The 20,462-nt window shown below is 35.5% G+C and carries 15 protein-coding genes; 3 read left to right on the top strand and 12 right to left on the bottom strand.

What is annotated here, in order from left to right; translation table 11 throughout:
* Positions 1–441: beta/alpha barrel domain-containing protein (locus PK35_RS03235; protein ID WP_044625155.1), on the top strand; the 441-nt coding region annotated here is incomplete at its 5' end.
* Between the two features lie 151 nt (positions 442–592).
* Here the strand turns inward: PK35_RS03235 and PK35_RS03230 are convergent.
* The 5 genes from PK35_RS03230 to PK35_RS03210 all read right to left on the bottom strand — a co-directional run bounded on the left by PK35_RS03230 (position 593) and on the right by PK35_RS03210 (position 8,103).
* A complete protein-coding gene (locus PK35_RS03230) occupies positions 593–2,005 on the bottom strand; it encodes a purine-cytosine permease family protein (protein ID WP_044625154.1) in 1,413 nt (470 codons plus the stop codon).
* 33 nt (positions 2,006–2,038) lie between these two features.
* Positions 2,039–3,187, bottom strand: coding sequence for an alpha-hydroxy acid oxidase (locus PK35_RS03225; protein WP_044625153.1), 1,149 nt, complete (start codon positions 3,185–3,187; stop codon positions 2,039–2,041).
* 78 nt (positions 3,188–3,265) lie between these two features.
* Complete coding sequence (locus PK35_RS03220; RefSeq protein WP_044625152.1) at positions 3,266–4,627, bottom strand: FGGY-family carbohydrate kinase; 1,362 nt, start codon at positions 4,625–4,627, stop codon at positions 3,266–3,268.
* Between the two features lie 8 nt (positions 4,628–4,635).
* On the bottom strand, positions 4,636–5,916 hold the full coding sequence (locus PK35_RS03215; RefSeq protein WP_044625151.1) for a sugar isomerase: 1,281 nt from the start codon (positions 5,914–5,916) through the stop codon (positions 4,636–4,638).
* Between the two features lie 81 nt (positions 5,917–5,997).
* On the bottom strand, positions 5,998–8,103 hold the full coding sequence (locus tag PK35_RS03210; RefSeq protein WP_044625150.1) for a bifunctional rhamnulose-1-phosphate aldolase/short-chain dehydrogenase: 2,106 nt from the start codon (positions 8,101–8,103) through the stop codon (positions 5,998–6,000).
* 221 nt (positions 8,104–8,324) lie between these two features.
* Between PK35_RS03210 and PK35_RS03205 the strand changes: the two genes are divergently transcribed.
* On the top strand, positions 8,325–9,371 hold the full coding sequence (locus PK35_RS03205; protein WP_044625149.1) for a GntR family transcriptional regulator: 1,047 nt from the start codon (positions 8,325–8,327) through the stop codon (positions 9,369–9,371).
* Between the two features lie 153 nt (positions 9,372–9,524).
* Here the strand turns inward: PK35_RS03205 and PK35_RS17085 are convergent, their stop codons facing one another.
* The 7 genes from PK35_RS17085 to PK35_RS03170 all read right to left on the bottom strand — a co-directional run bounded on the left by PK35_RS17085 (position 9,525) and on the right by PK35_RS03170 (position 18,920).
* Positions 9,525–11,324: a prolyl oligopeptidase family serine peptidase gene (locus PK35_RS17085; RefSeq protein WP_052825842.1), complete on the bottom strand. Its 1,800-nt coding sequence runs from the start codon at positions 11,322–11,324 to the stop codon at positions 9,525–9,527.
* Positions 11,325–11,482: 158 nt separating this feature from the next.
* The gene (locus PK35_RS03195; protein ID WP_044625265.1) at positions 11,483–12,163 is read right to left on the bottom strand and encodes a type 1 glutamine amidotransferase domain-containing protein; all 681 of its coding nucleotides are present in this window, start codon (positions 12,161–12,163) and stop codon (positions 11,483–11,485) included.
* 83 nt (positions 12,164–12,246) lie between these two features.
* Positions 12,247–12,846, bottom strand: coding sequence for an NAD(P)H-dependent oxidoreductase (locus PK35_RS03190; protein ID WP_044625148.1), 600 nt, complete (start codon positions 12,844–12,846; stop codon positions 12,247–12,249).
* A 100-nt stretch (positions 12,847–12,946) separates the two neighbouring features.
* Complete coding sequence (locus PK35_RS03185) at positions 12,947–13,504, bottom strand: Crp/Fnr family transcriptional regulator (protein ID WP_044625147.1); 558 nt, start codon at positions 13,502–13,504, stop codon at positions 12,947–12,949.
* Positions 13,505–13,587: 83 nt separating this feature from the next.
* Positions 13,588–14,964, bottom strand: coding sequence for a glycoside hydrolase family 28 protein (locus PK35_RS03180; RefSeq protein WP_044625146.1), 1,377 nt, complete (start codon positions 14,962–14,964; stop codon positions 13,588–13,590).
* Positions 14,965–15,045: 81 nt separating this feature from the next.
* The gene (locus tag PK35_RS03175; protein WP_044625145.1) at positions 15,046–16,170 is read right to left on the bottom strand and encodes a glycoside hydrolase family 88/105 protein; all 1,125 of its coding nucleotides are present in this window, start codon (positions 16,168–16,170) and stop codon (positions 15,046–15,048) included.
* 11 nt (positions 16,171–16,181) lie between these two features.
* A complete protein-coding gene (locus PK35_RS03170; protein ID WP_044625144.1) occupies positions 16,182–18,920 on the bottom strand; it encodes a glycosyl hydrolase in 2,739 nt (912 codons plus the stop codon).
* Positions 18,921–19,177: 257 nt separating this feature from the next.
* On the opposite strand from PK35_RS03170, the gene PK35_RS03165 reads away from it, so the two are divergent.
* Positions 19,178–20,452 (top strand): oligogalacturonate lyase family protein, encoded by a 1,275-nt coding sequence (locus PK35_RS03165; RefSeq protein ID WP_044625264.1) that lies wholly within the window; start codon positions 19,178–19,180, stop codon positions 20,450–20,452.
* Positions 20,453–20,462: the final 10 nt, after the last annotated feature.

Raw genomic sequence — 20,462 nt, 5'->3', positions numbered from 1 at the left:
GGTTCTGTTACCGATGCAGCAGCGGCGTCATTGTATATGGCTTTAGGAGCAAACTTTATTGTAACACCTGTGTTACGCGAAGATATCGCTGTGGTTTGTAACCGTCGTAAAGTATTATGGTCTCCAGGATGTGGTAGCTTAACCGAAATTGCTAAAGCAGAAGAATTAGGTTGCGAAATCGTGAAGTTATTCCCAGGAGGTATTTACGGACCGAACTTTGTGAAAGGTGTAAAAGGCCCACAACCTTGGACAAGCATTATGCCAACAGGTGGTGTATCGCCAACCGAAGAAAATTTAAAAGGCTGGTTTGATGCTGGTGTAACTTGTGTAGGTATGGGGTCTCAATTAATTTCAAAAGATATTATTGCCAACAAAGACTTCGATAAGTTAACTCAAAGTGTTGCCAACGCTTTAAGCATCATAAAAAAATTAAGAAAATAGTGTTAGTTATTTAGGCTATAGGTTAGTTTTGTTGATTAAAAGAACCGTCTCAATTTGTTTTGGGACGGTTTTTTAGCTTTATATTATGTTGGCGCTAATTAAACTAAGTTTTAAATTCATTTGCACCAAAAATTAATCAGTTTGTTTTTAACTAAGCACTTTTTTGCGAAAATTTGCTAAATATTAAAAATAGCACCCCACACGATAACCAAGCGGGAAGTGTTACAAAGGATAAAAACACATCGAATTGTACTGAAATAAAGTAAAATATTCCAAAGCTTAATGCCCAAGCAAAAAGTACCGATTTATTAAACTTTATATTGGCTTGTTCAGCATAGTTTTTAATGATTCCGTATTGTTTAGCAAAGAAATGTTCGAAAACAATAATGGCTCCAACAGGTGCTAAAATAAAACCGTAAAGCGCAACAAAATCTAGTAATTGCATCGCAAAAGCAGGGAATAATCCAGCAATTGTAGCAACGGAACCAGCAATTATAGTTACCCAAAATGTTGATGTTTTAGGCATAATCGCTTGAAAAGCTAAACCTGCTCTATAAATAGTTGGGTTCGCGGTAGTCCAACCGGCAAGTAACACAACAATAACACCAAAAATACCAATAGTATTATAAGCCATTGGTCCAGGAGCAACCGAAGGAGCGCCGCCTGCAGCAACAATAGCTTGGGCTTCTGGAGTTTTTAAATATACGGCATACATTAAACAAGCCGATATCCAAGCCATATAATGGCCAACATACATACCTGCAATGGTGGTCCATCCAGAACTTGCTTTTTTAGCAAAACGAAAAACCGATAAATCGGACATACCAACATGCATTGCAGCATTTGCAAACCATGACCAAATGACTACGTGCCAAAAGGTGTATTTTATTTGTCCTGGAAATGGCTCCGAACCTTCTCCCCAAATAGCCCAAAAGTCAGCAAAACTAGCAACACCAAGTTGGTTAATAGCGACTATTCCTGCAATTAAAAAGCCTAAAACAATAATAGGCGACATATAATTTGAGGCCTTAGAAACCGTGTCGTAACCGCGTGCTGCAATAATTGAAATTACTGCGCCAATAGCTAAAACTATAATTATCCAAGTTAAGCCATTGGGTGTGGTATCGGTTAGTTTTGGCATGGGCATATCGAAAGGAATACCAACTGCTGTGGCCGAAACGGTTATCATGGCGCCAGCCAAGAAACAGAATAAAATACCGTTGGCTAAATTATAGCCTGTTACTAATTTTTTACCACAAATTTTTTCTAATTGGTAGTATAGAGTTAAACGGTTTTTAACGGCAACTTCGGCAGTTAAAAAACGCCAAGATAAAACGGCTAAAAAGTTACCAAGAAGTAATCCAATAATTAAATCGAAGGCGCTTACACCTGTGGTTAAAAATAGTGGGCCAATAACAAATTCGGTTCCCGCAGCATGCTCACCAGCATACATTCCTAAAAAGCTTTTCCAACTTTTAAGTTTCGATTGCGGTACAGGGGTTCTTTCAAATTCGCCGCCTGCGGCCTCATCAATTATCTCTTCTTCTATGCTATATTGTGTCATAATTTAGTTGGTTTTATTAGTTTTTAAGGAAGCTTATTTTATGAGATGATCTCCAAAATTTGAAGTGGTCGCACAATTAAGTTGTTCCATAACTTGTTGTAATTCGGTTTTTAAAAGTGAAATGGTGTGGTTACCACCTTTTTTACCTAGCGCAGAAACGCCATACATAAACGAGCGTCCCATAAAGGTAAATTTAGCACCACTAGCCATAGCTCTTGCCACATCTGGTCCTGAACGTACGCCACTATCCATCATCACTTCAATTTTATCACCGTATTTTTCGGCTAATGTGGTCAATGGTTTAATGGTAGATTCTCCAGCGTCTAGTTGTCTTCCGCCGTGATTAGAAACAATGATGCCGTCGAGTCCTAAACGTATCGCTTCTTCGGTGTCATATTCACTAGCAACACCTTTTAAAACCAATTTACCTTTCCACATATCGCGAATAGGTTTTATTTTTTCTTCGTTTAATCTTCCACTAAACGTTTGATCCATAAACTTGCCTAATTGTTTTAAATCTAAACCTTTTGGCATGTATGGTTTTAAGTTAGCAAAGTTTGGCTGACCATATTTTAAGGTTTGCATTGCCCAATGTGGTTTTCCTAATATTTGAAGGATATTTTTAACCGACATTTTTGGGGGCATTGCCAAACCGTTACGAATATCACGTGGTCTAAACCCAAAAGTAGGAACATCACAAAGTATTACTAAAACAGGGCATTCAGCCGCTGCAGCACGGTTAATAATATCGTCACGTAATCTGTCTTCAGCAGGATGATATAATTGAAACCATGCCTTACCTTCGGTTAGTTCGCTAGCGCGCTCAATACTAGTTGTTGTTACGGTACTTAAAATAAAAGGTATGTTATGCTCGAAGGCTGCTTTTGCTAAAATTTCTGGCGAATTAGGCCACATTAAACCTTGTAAACCAACAGGAGCAATGCCAAACGGCGCATCGTATTCTACACCAAAAAGCTTCGTTTTTAATGAAGACCCCGTATGAGCTCTTAAATAATTGGGTTTTAATTGAACTTCTCTAAGTTCGGATGTGTTTCTAATTAAATTTACATCTTCATTACAGCCACCATCTAAATATTCGAAAGCAAAACGCGGTATTTTGGTTTGCGCTTTTGCTCTTAAGTCGTCTATTGATGGATATCGGGTATCGAACTTTATTGCCATGTTATGCGTTATTAAATTTTGATTGGTAAGTAAGTTTTATGATCGTTTAATTTCCTTTTAAACTATCTAATAAAATTACTACTTAATAATAAAAGGAACATGCTTTTTTAAAGCATAATTTTTCCTTAAAAATTTAGAATTTAATTTCGTGTCTGAAATTGAAATTGCAGCACCTAATGCCGAACCTAAAGAAGAATCGGTGGTGCGTAATTTTTTATCTCTAAAATGATGTGATAATAGTTTAATGTACAGGTCGTTATCGCTAAATCCGCCATCAACATAAAGGCGTTTTATGGCATCGTCGCCAATAACATCTTTTATACTTTTAATTTGAAGCAGTACCAATTCCGTCATAAGTTGATGGTAAGCTTCTTCGTAGGTTTCTTGTGGAATGCTCGTTTCAGTAGGCATATCTGCAGTTGAAAAGCCTTCCCATTTAAACCTGTTTTTAAAGTCTTTATTGATTTTTGTATAAATATCGTAATCGAACTTTACACTTCTGTGATAATTGTCTTTTACACCAAATTTTTCATCTAATTTTTTAACTTGAATTTTGTATTCGTTACCTAAAAATAAACGAGTAGCTTTAACTGGTTTGCCGTTAATTCGCATATAGTTTATCGATTCACCATTTTCGGAAATGGGCTTTTCGGTAAACGGATTTAGAGAAATACTCCAAGTACCTGTTGACACCAATACAAACTTTTTCTTTATGCTGCGCACATAAGGCAATAAGGCTGAAGAACTATCGTGAATACCAACACCAATTTTAATGCGTTTCCCGTTATAGTTCATGTTAATGCTAGTTTCGGTTGACACTATTGGAGGTAAAATTTTATGTAATTCTTCCTTATAAACCCATGGGTGATAATCTTTTTTAGTGTAATCCCATAAGGCGGTATGGCAACCAATACTGGTGTATTCGCTTAACGGAATACCTGTAAAAATATAGCTTAAATATTGTGGCAAATGCAACGAATATTTTATTTTCTTGAAGATTTCTGGTTTGCTATGTTTAAGCCAATATAGTTGTAAACCAGAGTTTAGCAAACTTAAATCGAAACAGCCTGTTTTTTTTAGAAAATCTTCTTTTGGACCATATTTTTCAATAAAAGATTTTACAATACCTTCATCTAAGGGTTTGGTGTAATTGTAAAGTGGTGTTAATGCTTCGCCGTTTTCATCTAAATGCACAAAACTAGCACCATAAGTTGAAAAGTTTATGGCTTTAATATTGTATTCTGAAGCATTTAAAATGTTTTCGAAAACGCCTTTTAACCATTTTTGCAACTCGGATAAATTTTCGGTTGGATGGCCGTCTTCATCTTCAATTTCATCAAACGAAATGTATTCTTTGTAAACCTCTTTAAAGTCTTTATCGAACAGAAAAAACTTTTTATTGGTTTTACCTATATCAAAAACTGCAGTTACATCAATCATATAAATAATTATAAACCTGTTGCAACAGTGTTTTTACCGCGTTCTGTTATAAGTTCGTTTCTTACATTTAAGTTGCGGTAAGCGTTAATAGGACTTAAAGCGCCACCAGCATCTAACCGAGCTTGTTGTAATAAGGCACGAACATCGGTACGGTAAGCATCTTGTAAAATTTCTTGACACTTAACAACGTCATGATGCAATTGGGCTGCTTTTAAATCGGCTTGATTAATTAAAAGCGCCTTCGCGTAAGCTTCTTGTATTGCTTCAAGGGATTGAATTAAATCTTCTAACGGATCTTTTACATTATGGCTTGCATCAATCATCCACGCTAAATCTGGGTTTTGCGGGTTGTTTTCCATACCGTAAACCAATTCGTTAAAAATTAAGAATAGGGCATAAGGTTTAATGCTTCCAACAGTTAAATCGTCGTCGCCATATTTGCTATCGTTAAAGTGGAAACCACCTAATTTTCCTTTTAATTGAAGAATAGAAACAATTTGCTCGATATTAGAGTTTGGTAAATGGTGTCCTAAATCAACCAAAGTATAAGCTTTATCGCCACAACCATTAGCTAACATTAAGGAAGCTCCCCAATCTTGTATTACGGTGCTGTAGAAGTTAGGTTCGTATGGTTTGTATTCTACAAGCATTTTCCAGTCGTCTGGTAATCCTTTGTAAATATCAATTAAGCTATCTTGTGTGTTTTGAAATGCTGTTTGAAAATTATTTTGTCCAGGAAAACAAGAACCATCGGCTAACCAAACGGTTAAGGCTTTAGAACCTAGTTTGTTTCCAATGTTTATAACATCTAAATTATGCTGAATAGCTTGTTCTCTAACCGCTTTACTCGTATTACTTAACGAACCGTATTTGTATGTTTCTTGAGCACCTTTTTGATCTTGAAACGTATTCGAGTTTACGGCATCGAACTTTATGTTTAACGCATCGGCTTTTTCTTTAATAGCGTTATAATCTGAAGGAATATCCCAAGGAATATGAAGCGATACAGCTCCAGCTGTTTGCGTTAATGCATGAATAACGCCAATATCATCAATTTTTTGCTCTAAACTAGAAGGTTCTCCATAAAACGAAAAGCGCCCAAAGCGTGTTCCTCCAGCACCTAAAGCCCAACTAGGAATAGCTACTTGAAAATCTTTTAGTTTAGAAACAATGCTGTTAACATCAAGACCTTTGTTTGTTAATTTATCGGATAAATAGTTAAAATCACTCTCGTGCGATTTTAAATCCTTTTGATTTATATCGTGTATTTGTGTTTTATTTAATTTCATTGGTGAATTTTTAAAAAAAAACTCCCATATATAAAATTATGCTATGGAAGTTTTTATAACTAAACAAACTAAATTTTAATATTATCTTACAAATGCATTGGCCATACCACCATCAACATTTACAATATTTCCAGTAGTTTTGTCTAATATAGCAACTAATGAGAAAACACCGTTAGCTATATCGTCTGGATAAATAATTTCGTTTAATAAATTTCTTTTTGCGTAGTGTGCAGGTAATTCTTCAACAGTAATACCGTAAGCTTTAGCGCGACCTTCGGCCCAAGCGCCTTCCCAAATTTTACTACCAACAATAACACCGTCTGGGTTTACTACGTTTACACGTATTTTGTCTGGAGCAAGTTCGGCAGCTAATAAACGCGACATATGTTGTTGTGCAGCTTTTGCAGTACCGTAGCCTACGTTATTTGGACCAGAAACTAATCCGTTTTTACTTGCTATACTTATAAAGTTTCCACCTAAGTTTTGCTTACGCATAACTTCTACACCAGCTTTTGCTAGCTCGAACTGACCTTTTACTAATACATTTTGTAAAATATCCCAGTCTTTTTGAGTAGTTTCTTCAATTGGCTTAGAAATAGCTAAACCAGCACTGTGTACTATAATATCTACACCACCAAACTCAACACAAGCTTTTTTGTATGCGTTTACAATCGATTCGTAGTTAGTTACATCACAAATAGCATAAGTTGAAACATCGCGTTTGTACGTTCCATTAGCTTCTTTAAGTGCATCTTCGTTAATATCAGTTAAAACAACGTTAGCACCTTCGGCAGCTAGTTTATCGGCAATAGCCTTACCAATACCACCACCAGCACCAGTAACTAATGCTACTTTACGCGATAATGGTTGCTCTTTTGGCATACGTTGTAATTTAGCTTCTTCTAATAACCAATATTCAATATCGAAAGCTTCTTGTCTTGGTAAAGACGTATATTCTGTAATCGCCTCTGCACCGCGCATTACATTAATTGCGTTGATGTAAAATTCGCTAGCCACACGAGTTGTTTGTTTGTTTTTTGCAAAACTAAACATACCAACACCTGGATAAATAATAATTACCGGGTTAGGATCACGCATTGCAGGACTATTATCACGCTTGCACGTGTTGTAATAATCGGCGTATTCTTGTCTGTATTGCTCGAATGCTGGTTCTAATTTCTTTAAAACTTCGGCACCGTTGCTTAAATCTTCGTTAGCATCAAGTGTTAGTACTAATGGTTGAATTTTTGTGCGTAAAAAGTGGTCTGGACAAGACGTTCCCATTGGCGCTAAACGCTCAAGGTCGTTGCTATTAATGTATTGCATCACCACATCACTATCAGAAAAATGACCAATCATACGGTTTTCTGATGAACATAAACCTCTTAATAAAGGCATTAATTGCGCTGCTTTTTCTAAACGCTCCTCTTTTGGTAAACTTTGTACTTTTTGTCCGCCAAAAACCTCGCCTTGAGCTTCAATTTTCTTGTTGATATAGTCTGAAGCCATTTCTATAACTTCTAAACTATTCATATAACATTCATACGACGTATCACCCCAAGTAAATAACCCGTGGCTACCTAAAACAATACCACGAATACCAGGGTTGTCGTTTAAGCATTTTTCTAACTGTAAACCTAAATCGAAACCAGGACGTTGCCATGGCACCCATCCCATAGTGTCTCCCCAAATTTCTTTGGTAACTTTTTCGCTATCTTTTGCAGCAGCAACGGCAATAAGTGCATCTGGGTGTAAGTGGTCTATGTGTTTAAAAGGTAAAAGTCCGTGTAAAGGTGTATCAATAGAAGGTGCTTTACTATCTAAATCGTAAATACAGTGGTTAAATAAACCAACCATTCTGTCTTCATCATCTAAACCGCCATAAACATTTTTTAAATCGCGTAAACGGTTTGTGTATAAACCCGCAATTCCAGAACGTGTTAGAGTACCAATGTCTCCACCAGAACCTTTTACCCACATTACTTCAACATCTTCGTTTGTTAAAGGATCTTTTTCTATGGTTTTACAGCTGGTATTACCACCGCCGTAATTGGTAATTCTTAAATCGGCTCCAAGTATATTAGAACGATATAAAAATAGAGCAACTTGGTCGTCTCCTAAAGCTTCCGCTTTTTTATCGTCCCATAAATAATCAACGTATTTAAAATTTTCTGTTAGTGTGTCCATTAGTTGTTTAAATTTTGTGTAGCTAAATTAAGTTATCAATTAAAAGTTTCTATCCTGTACTATCCCGTTTAACTAAAATTTAATGTAGATTGTTAAAAATGTGTCAAATTTCATTTTACTTTTATTTTGAATACTAATTTTAAGACCGTTTATTTGAATATTAAATGTTGAAAAACATTGCGTTCGTGTAAGTTTTAAATCTAAAAACATCTCCAAGAATTATGGAAGTAATGAAGTTTATATTAATTGACGAAAATTCAAGAATTCCTAAATATCAACAAATTGTAGATTCTATAATTCATAATATTTCGGTTGGTAACTTAACCATCGACCAAAAAATACCATCGATAAATATGCTAAGTGAAGAGTTTTATTTATCGCGTGATACGGTAGAAAAAGCGTATAACATTTTAAAAGAACGCAATATCATTTCGTCAATTCGAGGTAAAGGCTATTACATTACGCGAACCAAATTAATATCAAAAGTCAATATTTTATTTTTAGTAAATAAGCTGAGTTCATATAAAATGCGTATTTATAACTCGTTTATTGATAGTATAGGTGCCAATTCGCATACCGAGTTACATATTTACCATTGTGACGAGTCGTTGTTTTTAAATTTAATGGATAAAAACAAATCGGCTTACGATTATTATGTGATTATGCCGCATTTTAAAACCGAAGATTTACGTCACGTAAGTTTTACCGATAAAGTTTTGGCAGCCATAAAAAATGTGCCAAGGGATAGGTTGGTAATTTTAGATAATACCAAATTAAATATTGATGGAAAATTTATTGAAGTGTCTCAAGATTTTGAAAATGATATTTACAATGCTTTAAAAGAAGGCGCCGAAAAAATTAAAAAATACGAAAAACTGTTTTTGGTTTATCCAGATAGTTCGGTATATCCGTATCCGAGACGAATTTTACATGGATTTAGAAAGTTTTGCAGTGAATTTAATTTAGATTTTGAAATTTTAAATGAAGTTTACGACGATATCATTTTGAAAAAGGGAGATTTATTTATCACTATTGAAGAATCAGATTTAGTAAACCTCGTAAAACAAGTGCGTGAAGATGAATTTGTTTTAGGAAAGGAAATTGGTATTATTTCGTATAATGATACACCTTTAAAAGATTTATTGGGGATTACAGTAATTTCAACCGATTTTAAAATGATGGGTGAAACCGCCGCGTCTATGATTTTAAATAAAAAGAAAGGAAAAGTTAAAGTAGATTTTAATTTTATTGATAGAAACTCTATTTAAAAGGAAAGGCTGTGTTTTTGAGTATATAAAAAATTAGACTGTCTAAAAAATGTGAAATCTGTCATTCTGAATTTATTTCAGAATCTGAAACAAGTTCAGATTGACAAAAAACGACTTTTTAGACAGCTTCTTTATGAGAGTTAAAGTTTTATTTTATAGCCTTTCCAAGGCTTTAAAAACCGAAAAAGGTACTTTAAAAATAGTACCGTGTCTGGTGCCTTTTGGAAATTCAATTTTATCTGAAATATCTTCCCAATGTTCTAAATCTGCCGATTGTACCGCACCGTATTTATGATCGGTGTATTTATCAAAGTAAACCGTCCATTTACCATCAACCTTAATAGCTGTTGGTCCTTCTGCCCAATATTTACCAGTAATTTGCTCACTAGCTTTAGAGTATGGACCTTCTAATTTGTCACTAAACGCCAATTTTAAATTTTTTCTAACGGGTTTTTTAGTTTCATCTTTTAAAAACATAATAAACTTTTCGCCTTCTTTTTGAATTGTAGCATCAATCACATTAAATCCTGGTTCGTAAAATAATTTAGTGTCGCTAAAGGTTTCAAAATCTTTGGTTACGGTGTAATACATTCTGTGGTTGTATCCAGCATCGTCTTCAATTTGAGTTTCAGGGAATTTTCCAGTAATAGTAGTTGCCCAGTAAATAATATAGTCTTTCGTCTCAGGATTGTAAGTAACCTCAGGCGCCCAAGTATTTCTGGCATTTGGTTCGTGTGCCATCACTGGAATAAATTTTTGCTCCGACCAATGTATTAAGTCTTTCGATTTGGCATAACCAATACCTTTATCGGTCCAACTTACGGTCCAAACCATGTGGTAGTAATCGTCACCGCCTTTAATAATACAAGGGTCGCGCATTAATTTATCTTTCCCAACCATTGGCGTTAAAAACGATTGGTCGTTTTTTAGTGTAGTAAATTTATAACCATCAAAGCTGTAGGCAAAATGTAATCCATCTTCCCCATTGCCTTTAAAGTACGAAAACATATAAACAGATGGTTCTGGAATAACATGATTAGCAATAAGCCATTGCTCGCAAGCTTTTGGCCAATTCGTGTGCGTGCCTGTTCTGCCTAAACCAAAGCCATGGCCACCATCTTCGTAAATATGCATTTCGGCAGGAACTTTATGTTCTTTTAAAGCCAAATAGTAATTAATTGAATTTTCTACAGGAACAGCGTGATCATCGGTGGCATGAATTAGAATTGTAGGCGGTGTGTTGGCATCAACTTGTTTTTCGTTAGAGTAGCTTTCAATTAATGCTTTTGAAACCTTTTTGCCTAAAAGATTTACTTTCGATCCATTGTGAGTTATACCGTCTTCCATTGAGATTACTGGATAAATCAACATTGAAAAATCTGGTCGTGCACTCATGTTATCGTGTTTGTAAACATCATCATTATAATGTGTGGAAGCTGTTGAAGCCAAATGGCCGCCAGCCGAAAAGCCAATAATGCCTACTTTTTCTGGGTTTATATTCCAAGTTGTGGCATTACGTCTTACGGTTCTAATAGCTTCTTGAACATCTTGAAGCGGACCGATAGTCTTGTTTTTCATGATGATATCACTAGGCAAACGGTATTTTAATACGAATGCAGAAATACCAATGCTATTAAGCCATTCGGCCACTTTATCACCTTCTTTATCGTGCGATAAAACACCATAACCGCCACCAGGGCAAATAATAACTGCCGCATTACTATTAGCGTTATTATCAGCTAAAAATACTTTTAATCTCGGATTTGTAACTTTCAAAATACCAGTGGCTTCTCCTTTTGAGTTTGTACGGAAATGCTCTTGGTAATCTTTGTTTTCAATAGAGTTTGGAACTTTCTCCCACAACTCAACTTCTTCTTGTTGTTGTGCGTTTGTGGCGTTAATTCCGAAAAGGATGGTGGATGCTAAAAGTAATTGTTTTAGTTGCTTTATCATGTTAGGCGTTTTGTCTTATTATATGTAATTGCTAGTAAAAATACATATAAAAATAAAACTACTCCTTAACTCCTGTATTTCTATCCTGTGGCATCCTGTAAAAAAACAAAAGACTGATGATTAATTGCGTTTTATTCATCAGTCTTTTGGCTAAAAACTTATTTTAGTTTTTCAATTTCTTTGAGTGTAGCTTCACCTACTTGATGTGCCGATTGTGGATTTTGGCCAGTTACCACACGACTATCTACAGTAACATGCACTTGCCATGGTGCCGATTTTTCAAAAATGGCACCACGTTCAATAAGTTTACTTTCAAGTAAAAACGGTACTATTTTTTCTAATTTAACGGCGCTTTCTTCCTCGTTTGTAAAGGCATTTATTTTTTTGCCATCAACCAAATACTTACCGTTGCTCAGTTTTATGTTTACCAAACCTGCTGGTCCGTGGCAAACGGCACTAATCACTCCATTGTTTTCATAAATTTTTTGAGCAAGAGTGGCTAGTGCTTCATTTTCTGGAAAATCCCACATGGTACCATGTCCACCTGCATAAAATATAGCAGCATATTCATCAGGGTTAATTTGAGCAGGTGTATTTGTGTTTTCAATCTTATGATGATATAATTCGTTTTCCCAGAATTTTTTATTGATTGGGTCATCTAAATCAAAACCATCAACGGGTGCTTTTCCGCCTTTTGGGCTAACAAAATCTACGGTGTACCCCGCATTGTTAAATACGTCCCAAGGATGAGACACTTCACTTAAATAAAAACCAGTTTTTTTGCCAGTATTTCCCTTTTCACTGTGGCTTGTAAGTACAATTAATATTTTTTTATCCATGTTGTTTGAGTTTTTAATCTGCGCATAGTTTTTTAAAGCAACCAATGCGCAAAGCGCTATTAATAATTGTTTTCGTATCATATTTATTTAAAAATCGATTTTAAATGTGTTAAGTAATTCGTCATATGAGTTTGTACCTGTTCGTTTCCATTGTTTTTTTCAACATCATGAAAATGGATACTTTTAAGAGGTTCTAGCGCTAAAAAAGCATTCATTCTATGAAACCCGAAAAGGATACCATCGTCTACAGAAGTTTCTTTAAAAAACTCATCAGGTAATGTAAATGCTGTTTCAGGAGCATTCCAAGTTGTGGTAACCATGTATGTTTTACCTTTTAGTAATCCTCCGGTGCCGTAATTTATAGCAGGGTTTTCTGCTTTTCTGCCATCGCTTCGGTATAAACCTTTTTGGTGACCAGCAGTTAAAACCTTATCGAAATATTCTTTTAAGGCATAAGGCATACCCATCCACCAAGCTGGAAAGTGGTAAATAATTACATCTGCCCAAATGAATTTTTCTATTTCTTCTGTTAGATTGTAAGGTTGATTTATGTCGGTTATTTTTAAATTGAAACCGTTTTTGGTAGTGAAAAAATCAGTATCAACATCAACTATCGTCTGATTAAATTTTCCTCCCGAATGGGCAAACTTTTTGCCGCCATTTATTACAAAAATATTCTTCATGTATTGCCTTTATTTATTAGGCAAATTTCGGAAGAAAGTAAGGTTTAGGTTAAGGACATATATCACATATTTATTGTGATGTATATCACATTTACAAGTATTACAACCTGCTTAAAGTTTCTCTTGTAACCCCTAAATAAGCTGCTAATATAGTTTTAGGAACACGCTGCAAGAGTTGCGGATATTGTTCAAGTAATTGATTGTAGCGTCCTTTGGCATCTTTGTTTAATAACGATAAAATGCGTTGTTGCTGAGCTACAAAACCCATACTGGTTTTTATGCGGAAAAAATGCTCGATTTTTTGAAGTTCGCGACATAGTTTTTCTCTGTTTTCTAGCGTGAGACAAAGTACTTCACTATTTTCGAGACAGTCAATATTTAATGTAGCATTGGTTTGTAAAAAGTAGGCTTGATAATCGGTAACCCACCAGTCTTCCATAGCAAATTGTAAGATGTGTTGCTTGCCTTCATCATTGGTGTAAGTGGCTTTTAGTAAACCTTTCAATACAAAATGATCGGTTTGTACAGGGGCACCGCTTGCGATTAAAAATTGATGTTTTTGAAGCTTTTTTTTAGTGAAGAAAGAAAGCACATACTTAAACTCTTCATCTGTTAAAGATACAATTTTTTCAATATGATTTTTTAATGCTAAACTCAAAATATAATGATGCTTCGATGCTAAATTATTGAAGCAAAATTAATGAATTTAATGTATTGACAAACTTAAAGGACTGTTATAAGTTAAGGTGTGTTGGTAGATGTGAAATCAACCACATTTTCATGAATGTATGGTTCGCCTTGAATGGTATCGCAAGCAATGTTTTTTAACGAAATAGTTTTTGCAGGTAGCGCTTCTTGGGCTAAAATTCGAGATACAAACTCAACATTACCAGCGTTAAAGTTTTCTAAATACACATTGCTAATTGGTGTTAAACGGGTTTCGTAGGTTGGCACTAAATCGCGCCACTGGTAAAGCACATCGGTTTCAATACCTAGAATGCCTTTGTCTATTTTACCCGAAGTTATGTTTTTTACAAAAATATTTTTTACATAACCGCCACGGCGTTCGTTAGTCTTAATGAACACTAAATGGAATAATTTTGCGCCATCTAAAACCTCGCAATTATCCATATAAACATTTTCGACACCGCCAGAAAGTTCGCTTCCTATGGCAAGTAACTGATGTCCGTTTTTTACAGTAGAATTTTTAATAACCAAGTTTTTAGTTGGCGTGTTTAATCGCCATGCGTCTTGGTTTCTTCCAGATTTTACGGCAATAGCGTCATCACCTTGATCGAAAAAGCAATTTTCAATCAGCATGTTTTGCGACATTTCAGGATCTACGCCATCGTTGTTGTGTCCGTGTGCATATACGTTTAAGTTTCTAATGATGATGTCTTTTGAAAGATAAGGATGGATGGTCCAAAACGGACTATTAGTAATCTTTACATCTTCCAGTAAAATGTGCTTAGAGCGATTAAACTGAATAAACTGTGGACGCAAATGTGCGCTGTCATTTACCATTTGGCGTGCTTTAACGTCTGGGTTCTTAGCCGATAGATTGTATAGGTGTTTCAAGCTATTCATGTGTGGTCTTGGGCGAGAAAACCAAGTTTTCCAAACATCCATTTTAGCTTTTAATTCACCTTTACCTGTAATGGCAATGTTTTCACAATTGTAAGCATAAATTAATGGCGAGTAGTTGTAACATTCCATACCTTCCCAAGTGGTATGTACTGCAGGTAAATAATCTTCAGGATTTTCAGAAAATAATAATACTGCACCTTCGCTAAGATGCAGGTTTATATTGCTTTTAAAGTGTAATTTTTTAGTTAACCATTCACCTTTAGGTATTAAAACAACGCCGCATCCATTTTCGTTGGCTTGGGTTATAGCTTTTTCAATAGCTAAACTCGTTTTGTTTTTATCACTAGCTACCGCGCCAAAATCAACAATATTTAAAGTATCGCAATTAGTGAAATTAGGCGTTTTAATTTCCGGCATGTCAAACGGCGCTTCAACTTTTGTAGTGTTATAAGTTATTGCTGGTTTTTCTTTGGATTTACATCCAACAAAACCAATTAAAGTAATTAAAGCGAGTAAGCTAATGTTTTTCATTTAGGTGAAAATTTTAAAAGAAAGAATTTTAATAAAAAAATACAACCTGCGTGTTGGCAGGTTGTATTTTTTAGATGATAATTATTGTAATCGGTATAGTTCTGCTCCTGCTAAAAGGAAACATCCTAAGCCGTAATCTTCAAAATCAGGTACTTTTTTGTATGAAAGTGGCTGACCATCTTTTGGTTCTTTTCCAGTAGATTGTAACCATCCTAAGAAACCATCTTTGTGTAGGGCATCTTTTACAATGGCATTCCAAGCTTTTTCAATAACAGGTAAATACGTTTCTTTATCTAAAATACCGTTGTTTATTCCGTAAGCAATTCCGTAGATAAATAAAGCCGTTCCAGAGGTTTCTTTACCGCCGTAGTTTGTAGGGTCGTGTAAACTCACGTTCCAGAAACCATCTTTACGCTGAATAGGCACTAAAGCTTGCGCCATAGATTTTAAATCCATAATGTATTGCTCTCTGTGTGGTGCATCTTCTGGAATAATAGTTAATACCTTTGCTAAGGCGGCAATTACCCAACCATTACCACGGCTCCAGTAACAATCTTCGCCGTTTGGTTCTTTGTATGGCGGATCGAAATCGGCATCACGCCACCATAATCCGTCTTTCGGGTTATATAACCCATTGTCACCGTGCTTATCGCGGCTGTACATGTACATATCATACATTTTTTCGAAGTAGCGTTCGTCATTTTCAAGAACTCCAAGCTTTGCAAATACCGGCATCCCCATTTGTATGGCATCAATCCACGACCAATCATCTAGTTGTGGTGTGTTTAAATGCATATTAATACAAGCCTTGGTATTTTTAAGTTTTTTAGAATCCGGTTCAAGGTTGTATAAATCGATGTAAGTTTGCGCAGCACAATAATCGTCTGCATTTCGGTTTGCACTGCCGTAACGGAATCCCCAATCATGGAATTCTGCCCAATCGTATGCATATTTGTAATATTCCTCTTTTGGATAAATTTCATACAATGCCATTAGCCCTTCGTAATACACACCACGCGTCCAAATATTACTAGGGCGCTCTTTATTTGTTACGATAGTTTTGCCAACATCTTGCCATTTATTCATAAAATATTGATTTGCTAATTGCATGTTTTTCAATATTTCGGCTTTATCAAAAGGCTGTTGCGCTAATGAAATATTAGTTATTAAGATGCTTAAAATTAAAAGCAGATTGATTTTTTTCATTGTATAATAATTTAGTTTATTTTTTGTAGAGACGTAAGGGTTACAGGTCCTAAAATACCAGAAAGCATAGGCTGCCATAGTGTAGCATCGAATTTTTGATAATCTTTGTTTACCATGTTTATTTCGTAGAAAATTTTCCATTCTTCACCACGAAGTTCTTTTGCACGAATGCGGTTAGCAGATAGGTTTGTAACTTCTACTTTTAACGTGTTTTCACCTTGTTTAAGTTTTCCTAATTCAATTTCAAAAGGATTAGACCATAGCGCACCGATAAATTCATCATTTACCCAAATTTTTGCGCTTTCGCGGACATCACCAAGTTTTAAAAGCCAATTATCTGTATTTTCATCAGAAATAGTAATGGTGGTGGTGTATTGAGCAGTACCCGAAAAATGTGCTGATGCTTCGTTGAAGGTTGTCCAAGATTGTAAACTATCAATCGTTTTAGTTTCAGGTAAACTTGGGCCACCGCGTAAAAATGATACTTCCCATGGTTCATTTAAAGCAACCGCATCGCTTGAAGCATTAAAATATTCCCAATTCGTTTCTGTTGCCGATGCTATTGTTTTTAAGAACAACGCTTCACCAGGTTTAATTGAAACTTGAACTAATGTTTTGCCGTTTTCAATTTTCGTGCTACCATTTCCAAATGCACCTGTATTTGGGTTGATAATAGCAACGTGGTCGTATATGCCGTTAATAGGAATAAACTCCGAAATGGCCTTATTAGTATGATTTACCAAATAATACGTTTTGTTACCATCAACATCACGTTTTATAAATTTTAACCCTGAATTTACTAAAGTTTCAGGAGCAATGTTAGCAGCTAGTAAACTAGAAATAACATCGCTAGCATCAGTAATATTTGCGTTATCAGCTAACAGTTTTTTCAATTCCGTAGTGCGTGCTTCGTAGTTGTTAAATCCTGGAATTGTGCTTGGTAATCCTTCAAAAATAATAGTTGCACCTTCTTTTTTAAGAGCAATAAGCTGCTTTAAGGTTTCAAGCGACATTTTATCGCAATTAGGAACAACAATAGCTTTATATGCGCCACCCGGAACTTCAATTTTTCCGTTGGCAAAAGTCGCTTTACTTAAGTAATTATCCGAAAGGAAATCAACACCATAACCCGTATTCATTAATAATTTTCCAGTATTGTAAAAAGGCGTGTCGTGCAGCCATTCTTTTAAAGAATGTATTTTAAACTGAAAAAATAATTGATTCTTTAATTGACTTCCCCAAGTATCGTAAATAGGATAGTATAGCAATACGTCGTTATCGGGTTTTCCTTCTTGAAGTAAGGCTTGACAATTGGCAATATAGTTAAATAACTGATTTTCATCTTCGCCAATCGCTAAATTAGGATTAAAGTTTACCGATGCGTAAAATTTCCACCCTGGCCATGTGGCACGTTTTGGCGAATAGGTTGTACCGTGTAAAAACACATGGTTAACACCGTTTAAAAATAAGTCTTCAACCTCTGGTTTGGTTTGTGATAAAGCCACTTTAAAATGATCGCGTAGCCAAGTAAAGGTTTCCGATGAGGTTAACGGCTTACCTGCAACATGTGCTGCAGACGACGAAAACTTCAACATTACTGGGTCGGCATCGCCTTCGCGAATATCTTCTTGCTCACGACGTAAACCAGGAATATCGTATGGCATAGAACCAAAGGTTTCACATTCTGGAATATCGGCAGCGGCATATAAATCTAATAAATTTCCTGGTGAACCATGAGCTTGTAAACGCGACTTAAAGTTGTGTTTGTTGGCCCAAGTTGTCCAAGGTTCATCAAAATCATGTAAAAGTAAATCAGATAATGTTTCGCGGTAATCGCTCTTTATGCGGTTAGCTTCGTCATCATCTTCGGTACTTAATAATAATTGTAAATGCGGTTTTAAATCGTAACCACGTAAGGTTTTAAAAGCTTCAAAGAAATTCGGCGTAAAATCGGTGCCATAAACCTCGTAACTATCATTAAATATAGAACGGATATTCCCATCAAATCCATTTAATGCGTCATCAAAAGGCACAACGTATTGGTTAAGTGCCTCGGTAGAGTAGTGGTCTAACGTGTAACCACTTCCGCCTGGAGCGGCACGTTTAACTTGTTGTCTTGTTTTTCCTGTAAAAACAGCTATAATATTGTAATTGGCGTTTTCTGCGGTCCAGTTGATAGTGTTGTCTTTAACTTGACTGGTTAAATCGATAAACTCACCGTTATCACCATAAGCTAATAAGTAATTAAAACTGGCTAGTTTTTTGTCTTTTTCGTTTGAAACTTCAATAGTGTTTTTAAAAGTTTCGCCTTTTTTAACAGCATATGTTTCAGTAATAAGTTTTGTGGCTGCAAATTTGGGTGTTACTTGGGGTCCGCCGTAAGGCCAACCGGTACCTAAAGTTAAATCGACTTGCATGTTTAAACTGTCGGCTATTTTAGTGGTATAGCTTAACATGTTCATCCATTTGGGCGATAAGTAATCTATAAAGTTGTCTTCTTCACCTTTAGCACCGTAAATTGGTGCAATTTCTACACCGCCAATACCTACTTTGTGTAAATCGATTAGGTTTTGCTTTATGTTGGTGGAATCTACCGCGCTACCCATCCACCACCAGCGTGTCCAAGGCTTTTGCAAGTTCGTTATTTCGGGAATAATGCTATTTTCTGTGGTGCTAGCATCTTGTTTTTTATCGCAATTGATAAATAAAAGTACTGTTAAACAAGATACTATAATTTTTATTTTTTGCATTTAGTTTAATTAAGGCGTTTTATGGTTAGTAAATATATGTGCTATTGGCAGATATGCTATCCTGTAGCATCCTGTTAAAATGCTTTGTTAAGTCTTTTTTAACAGAATTTAAGGCATCAAAAGTTATACCAATAAAATACTGGAATGCGCAAGTTGTTAAAGTAAATAAATGATAATTTAACAGATAGCACAGGATAGAATTGCTGTGCTCTATGGCTAAATTTAAAGAATACATAAACCACAAGTCAACTAAATTTATGACCACCACTAAATACTTTTTATCCGTTTTTTTATTGTTTTTACTATTACAAACGGCAACTGCTCAGGTTGTTGAAGGTAAGGATTATACTTCACTTTCTGAAGTAGATCATACCTTCGATATGGCGGGAGACGATATCTTTGGACAACGTTTTCCTTCAGAAAATTTTACCTACAAGGACAAAATTACAGGAGTAACAGTTAATGCCTTAACCACGTCGAGACATAGTAATTCTAAAATGTATCAAACACATCCGCAATGGTTGGCCAATGGCGAATACATCATTTTTTCATCGAATAGAACAGCAAAAGAAGGCAGTTGGGATAGGCAATATTATGCTATTTCTACCAAAACATTCGAAATCACTCAAATAACAACAGGTAAAGGTGCGCGCGATTTTCATTTAGGTTGGCATAAAAATGTAGCCTACAGATTTAAAAATAATACTTTAATTGAAATAGATATTGAAGCTATTTTAAAAGATGTTGACCATAACAAAGTAAAAACTCCTGAAGCTTACGAAAAGGTTTTGGCTAAAGTGCCTTCAACTATAAAACCTTCAGGATTGGGGATTGATGCCAACGAAACAGCGGCATATTTTTCATCTAAAATAAACGACGAAGAGCAAGCCATTTATAAAACCGAATTTAAAACAGGAAAAACTACAAAACTAGTAACTGTTCCTTTTCGAATAGGGCATTTACAGAACAATCCTTATGTTTCTGGCGAACTGATGTATTGTTGGGAAACGGGAGGCGATTCACCACAACGTATGTGGTTATTGTCTATTGATGAAAATGGAACGGTTACAAACCGATCATTATACGAAGAACGAGCAACCGATTGGGTTACGCATGAAGTGTTTATGGGTAAGGACAAAGTTTTGTTTCATTTAATGGGACATTTGGATAGGCTGAAGGTTAATCAAACAGGTATTTATTCTATTGATTTAAGAACTAGTAAATTAACCTTTCATGGGCAATCTCATGTTGATGGCGGCTACTGGCATTGTAATGCAACACCCGATGGCAAATGGATTGCAGGTGATACCTTTGATGGTAAGTTATTTAGAATTAATGCCGAAAATCCAGACGACACCGTGTTACTTACCCAAGGTCATCGCCTGTTGAGTGTAAGTCCATTTTCTAAAGAAGCACATTTGCATCAATCTATTAGTCCAGATGGTAAATGGGTGTTGTTTAATTCCAGTTATTTAACCAGTAACGATATCATGCTGGTACCATTAATGGGAAATTTTAAAAATACGAAATAAGCATTAAAAC

The organism is Neotamlana nanhaiensis (assembly GCF_000943555.1).
GTDB lineage: Bacteria > Bacteroidota > Bacteroidia > Flavobacteriales > Flavobacteriaceae > Neotamlana > Neotamlana nanhaiensis.
Note: the sequence above shows the minus strand (reverse complement) of the source record. Positions and strands in the feature narration are given on the sequence as shown.

Bases quoted from the DNA above. Each gene is read 5' to 3' on its own strand.
- PK35_RS03170 (WP_044625144.1), bottom strand. From the start codon at position 18,920: ATGCAAAAAATAAAAATTATAGTATCTTGTTTAACAGTACTTTTATTT.
- PK35_RS03165 (WP_044625264.1), top strand. From the start codon at position 19,178: ATGACCACCACTAAATACTTTTTATCCGTTTTTTTATTGTTTTTACTA.
- PK35_RS17085 (WP_052825842.1), bottom strand. From the start codon at position 11,324: ATGATAAAGCAACTAAAACAATTACTTTTAGCATCCACCATCCTTTTC.
- PK35_RS03210 (WP_044625150.1), bottom strand. From the start codon at position 8,103: ATGGACACACTAACAGAAAATTTTAAATACGTTGATTATTTATGGGAC.
- PK35_RS03225 (WP_044625153.1), bottom strand. From the start codon at position 3,187: ATGGCAATAAAGTTCGATACCCGATATCCATCAATAGACGACTTAAGA.
- PK35_RS03220 (WP_044625152.1), bottom strand. From the start codon at position 4,627: ATGATTGATGTAACTGCAGTTTTTGATATAGGTAAAACCAATAAAAAG.
- PK35_RS03195 (WP_044625265.1), bottom strand. From the start codon at position 12,163: ATGGATAAAAAAATATTAATTGTACTTACAAGCCACAGTGAAAAGGGA.
- PK35_RS03175 (WP_044625145.1), bottom strand. From the start codon at position 16,170: ATGAAAAAAATCAATCTGCTTTTAATTTTAAGCATCTTAATAACTAAT.
- PK35_RS03215 (WP_044625151.1), bottom strand. From the start codon at position 5,916: ATGAAATTAAATAAAACACAAATACACGATATAAATCAAAAGGATTTA.
- PK35_RS03190 (WP_044625148.1), bottom strand. From the start codon at position 12,846: ATGAAGAATATTTTTGTAATAAATGGCGGCAAAAAGTTTGCCCATTCG.
- PK35_RS03180 (WP_044625146.1), bottom strand. From the start codon at position 14,964: ATGAAAAACATTAGCTTACTCGCTTTAATTACTTTAATTGGTTTTGTT.
- PK35_RS03230 (WP_044625154.1), bottom strand. From the start codon at position 2,005: ATGACACAATATAGCATAGAAGAAGAGATAATTGATGAGGCCGCAGGC.
- PK35_RS03205 (WP_044625149.1), top strand. From the start codon at position 8,325: ATGGAAGTAATGAAGTTTATATTAATTGACGAAAATTCAAGAATTCCT.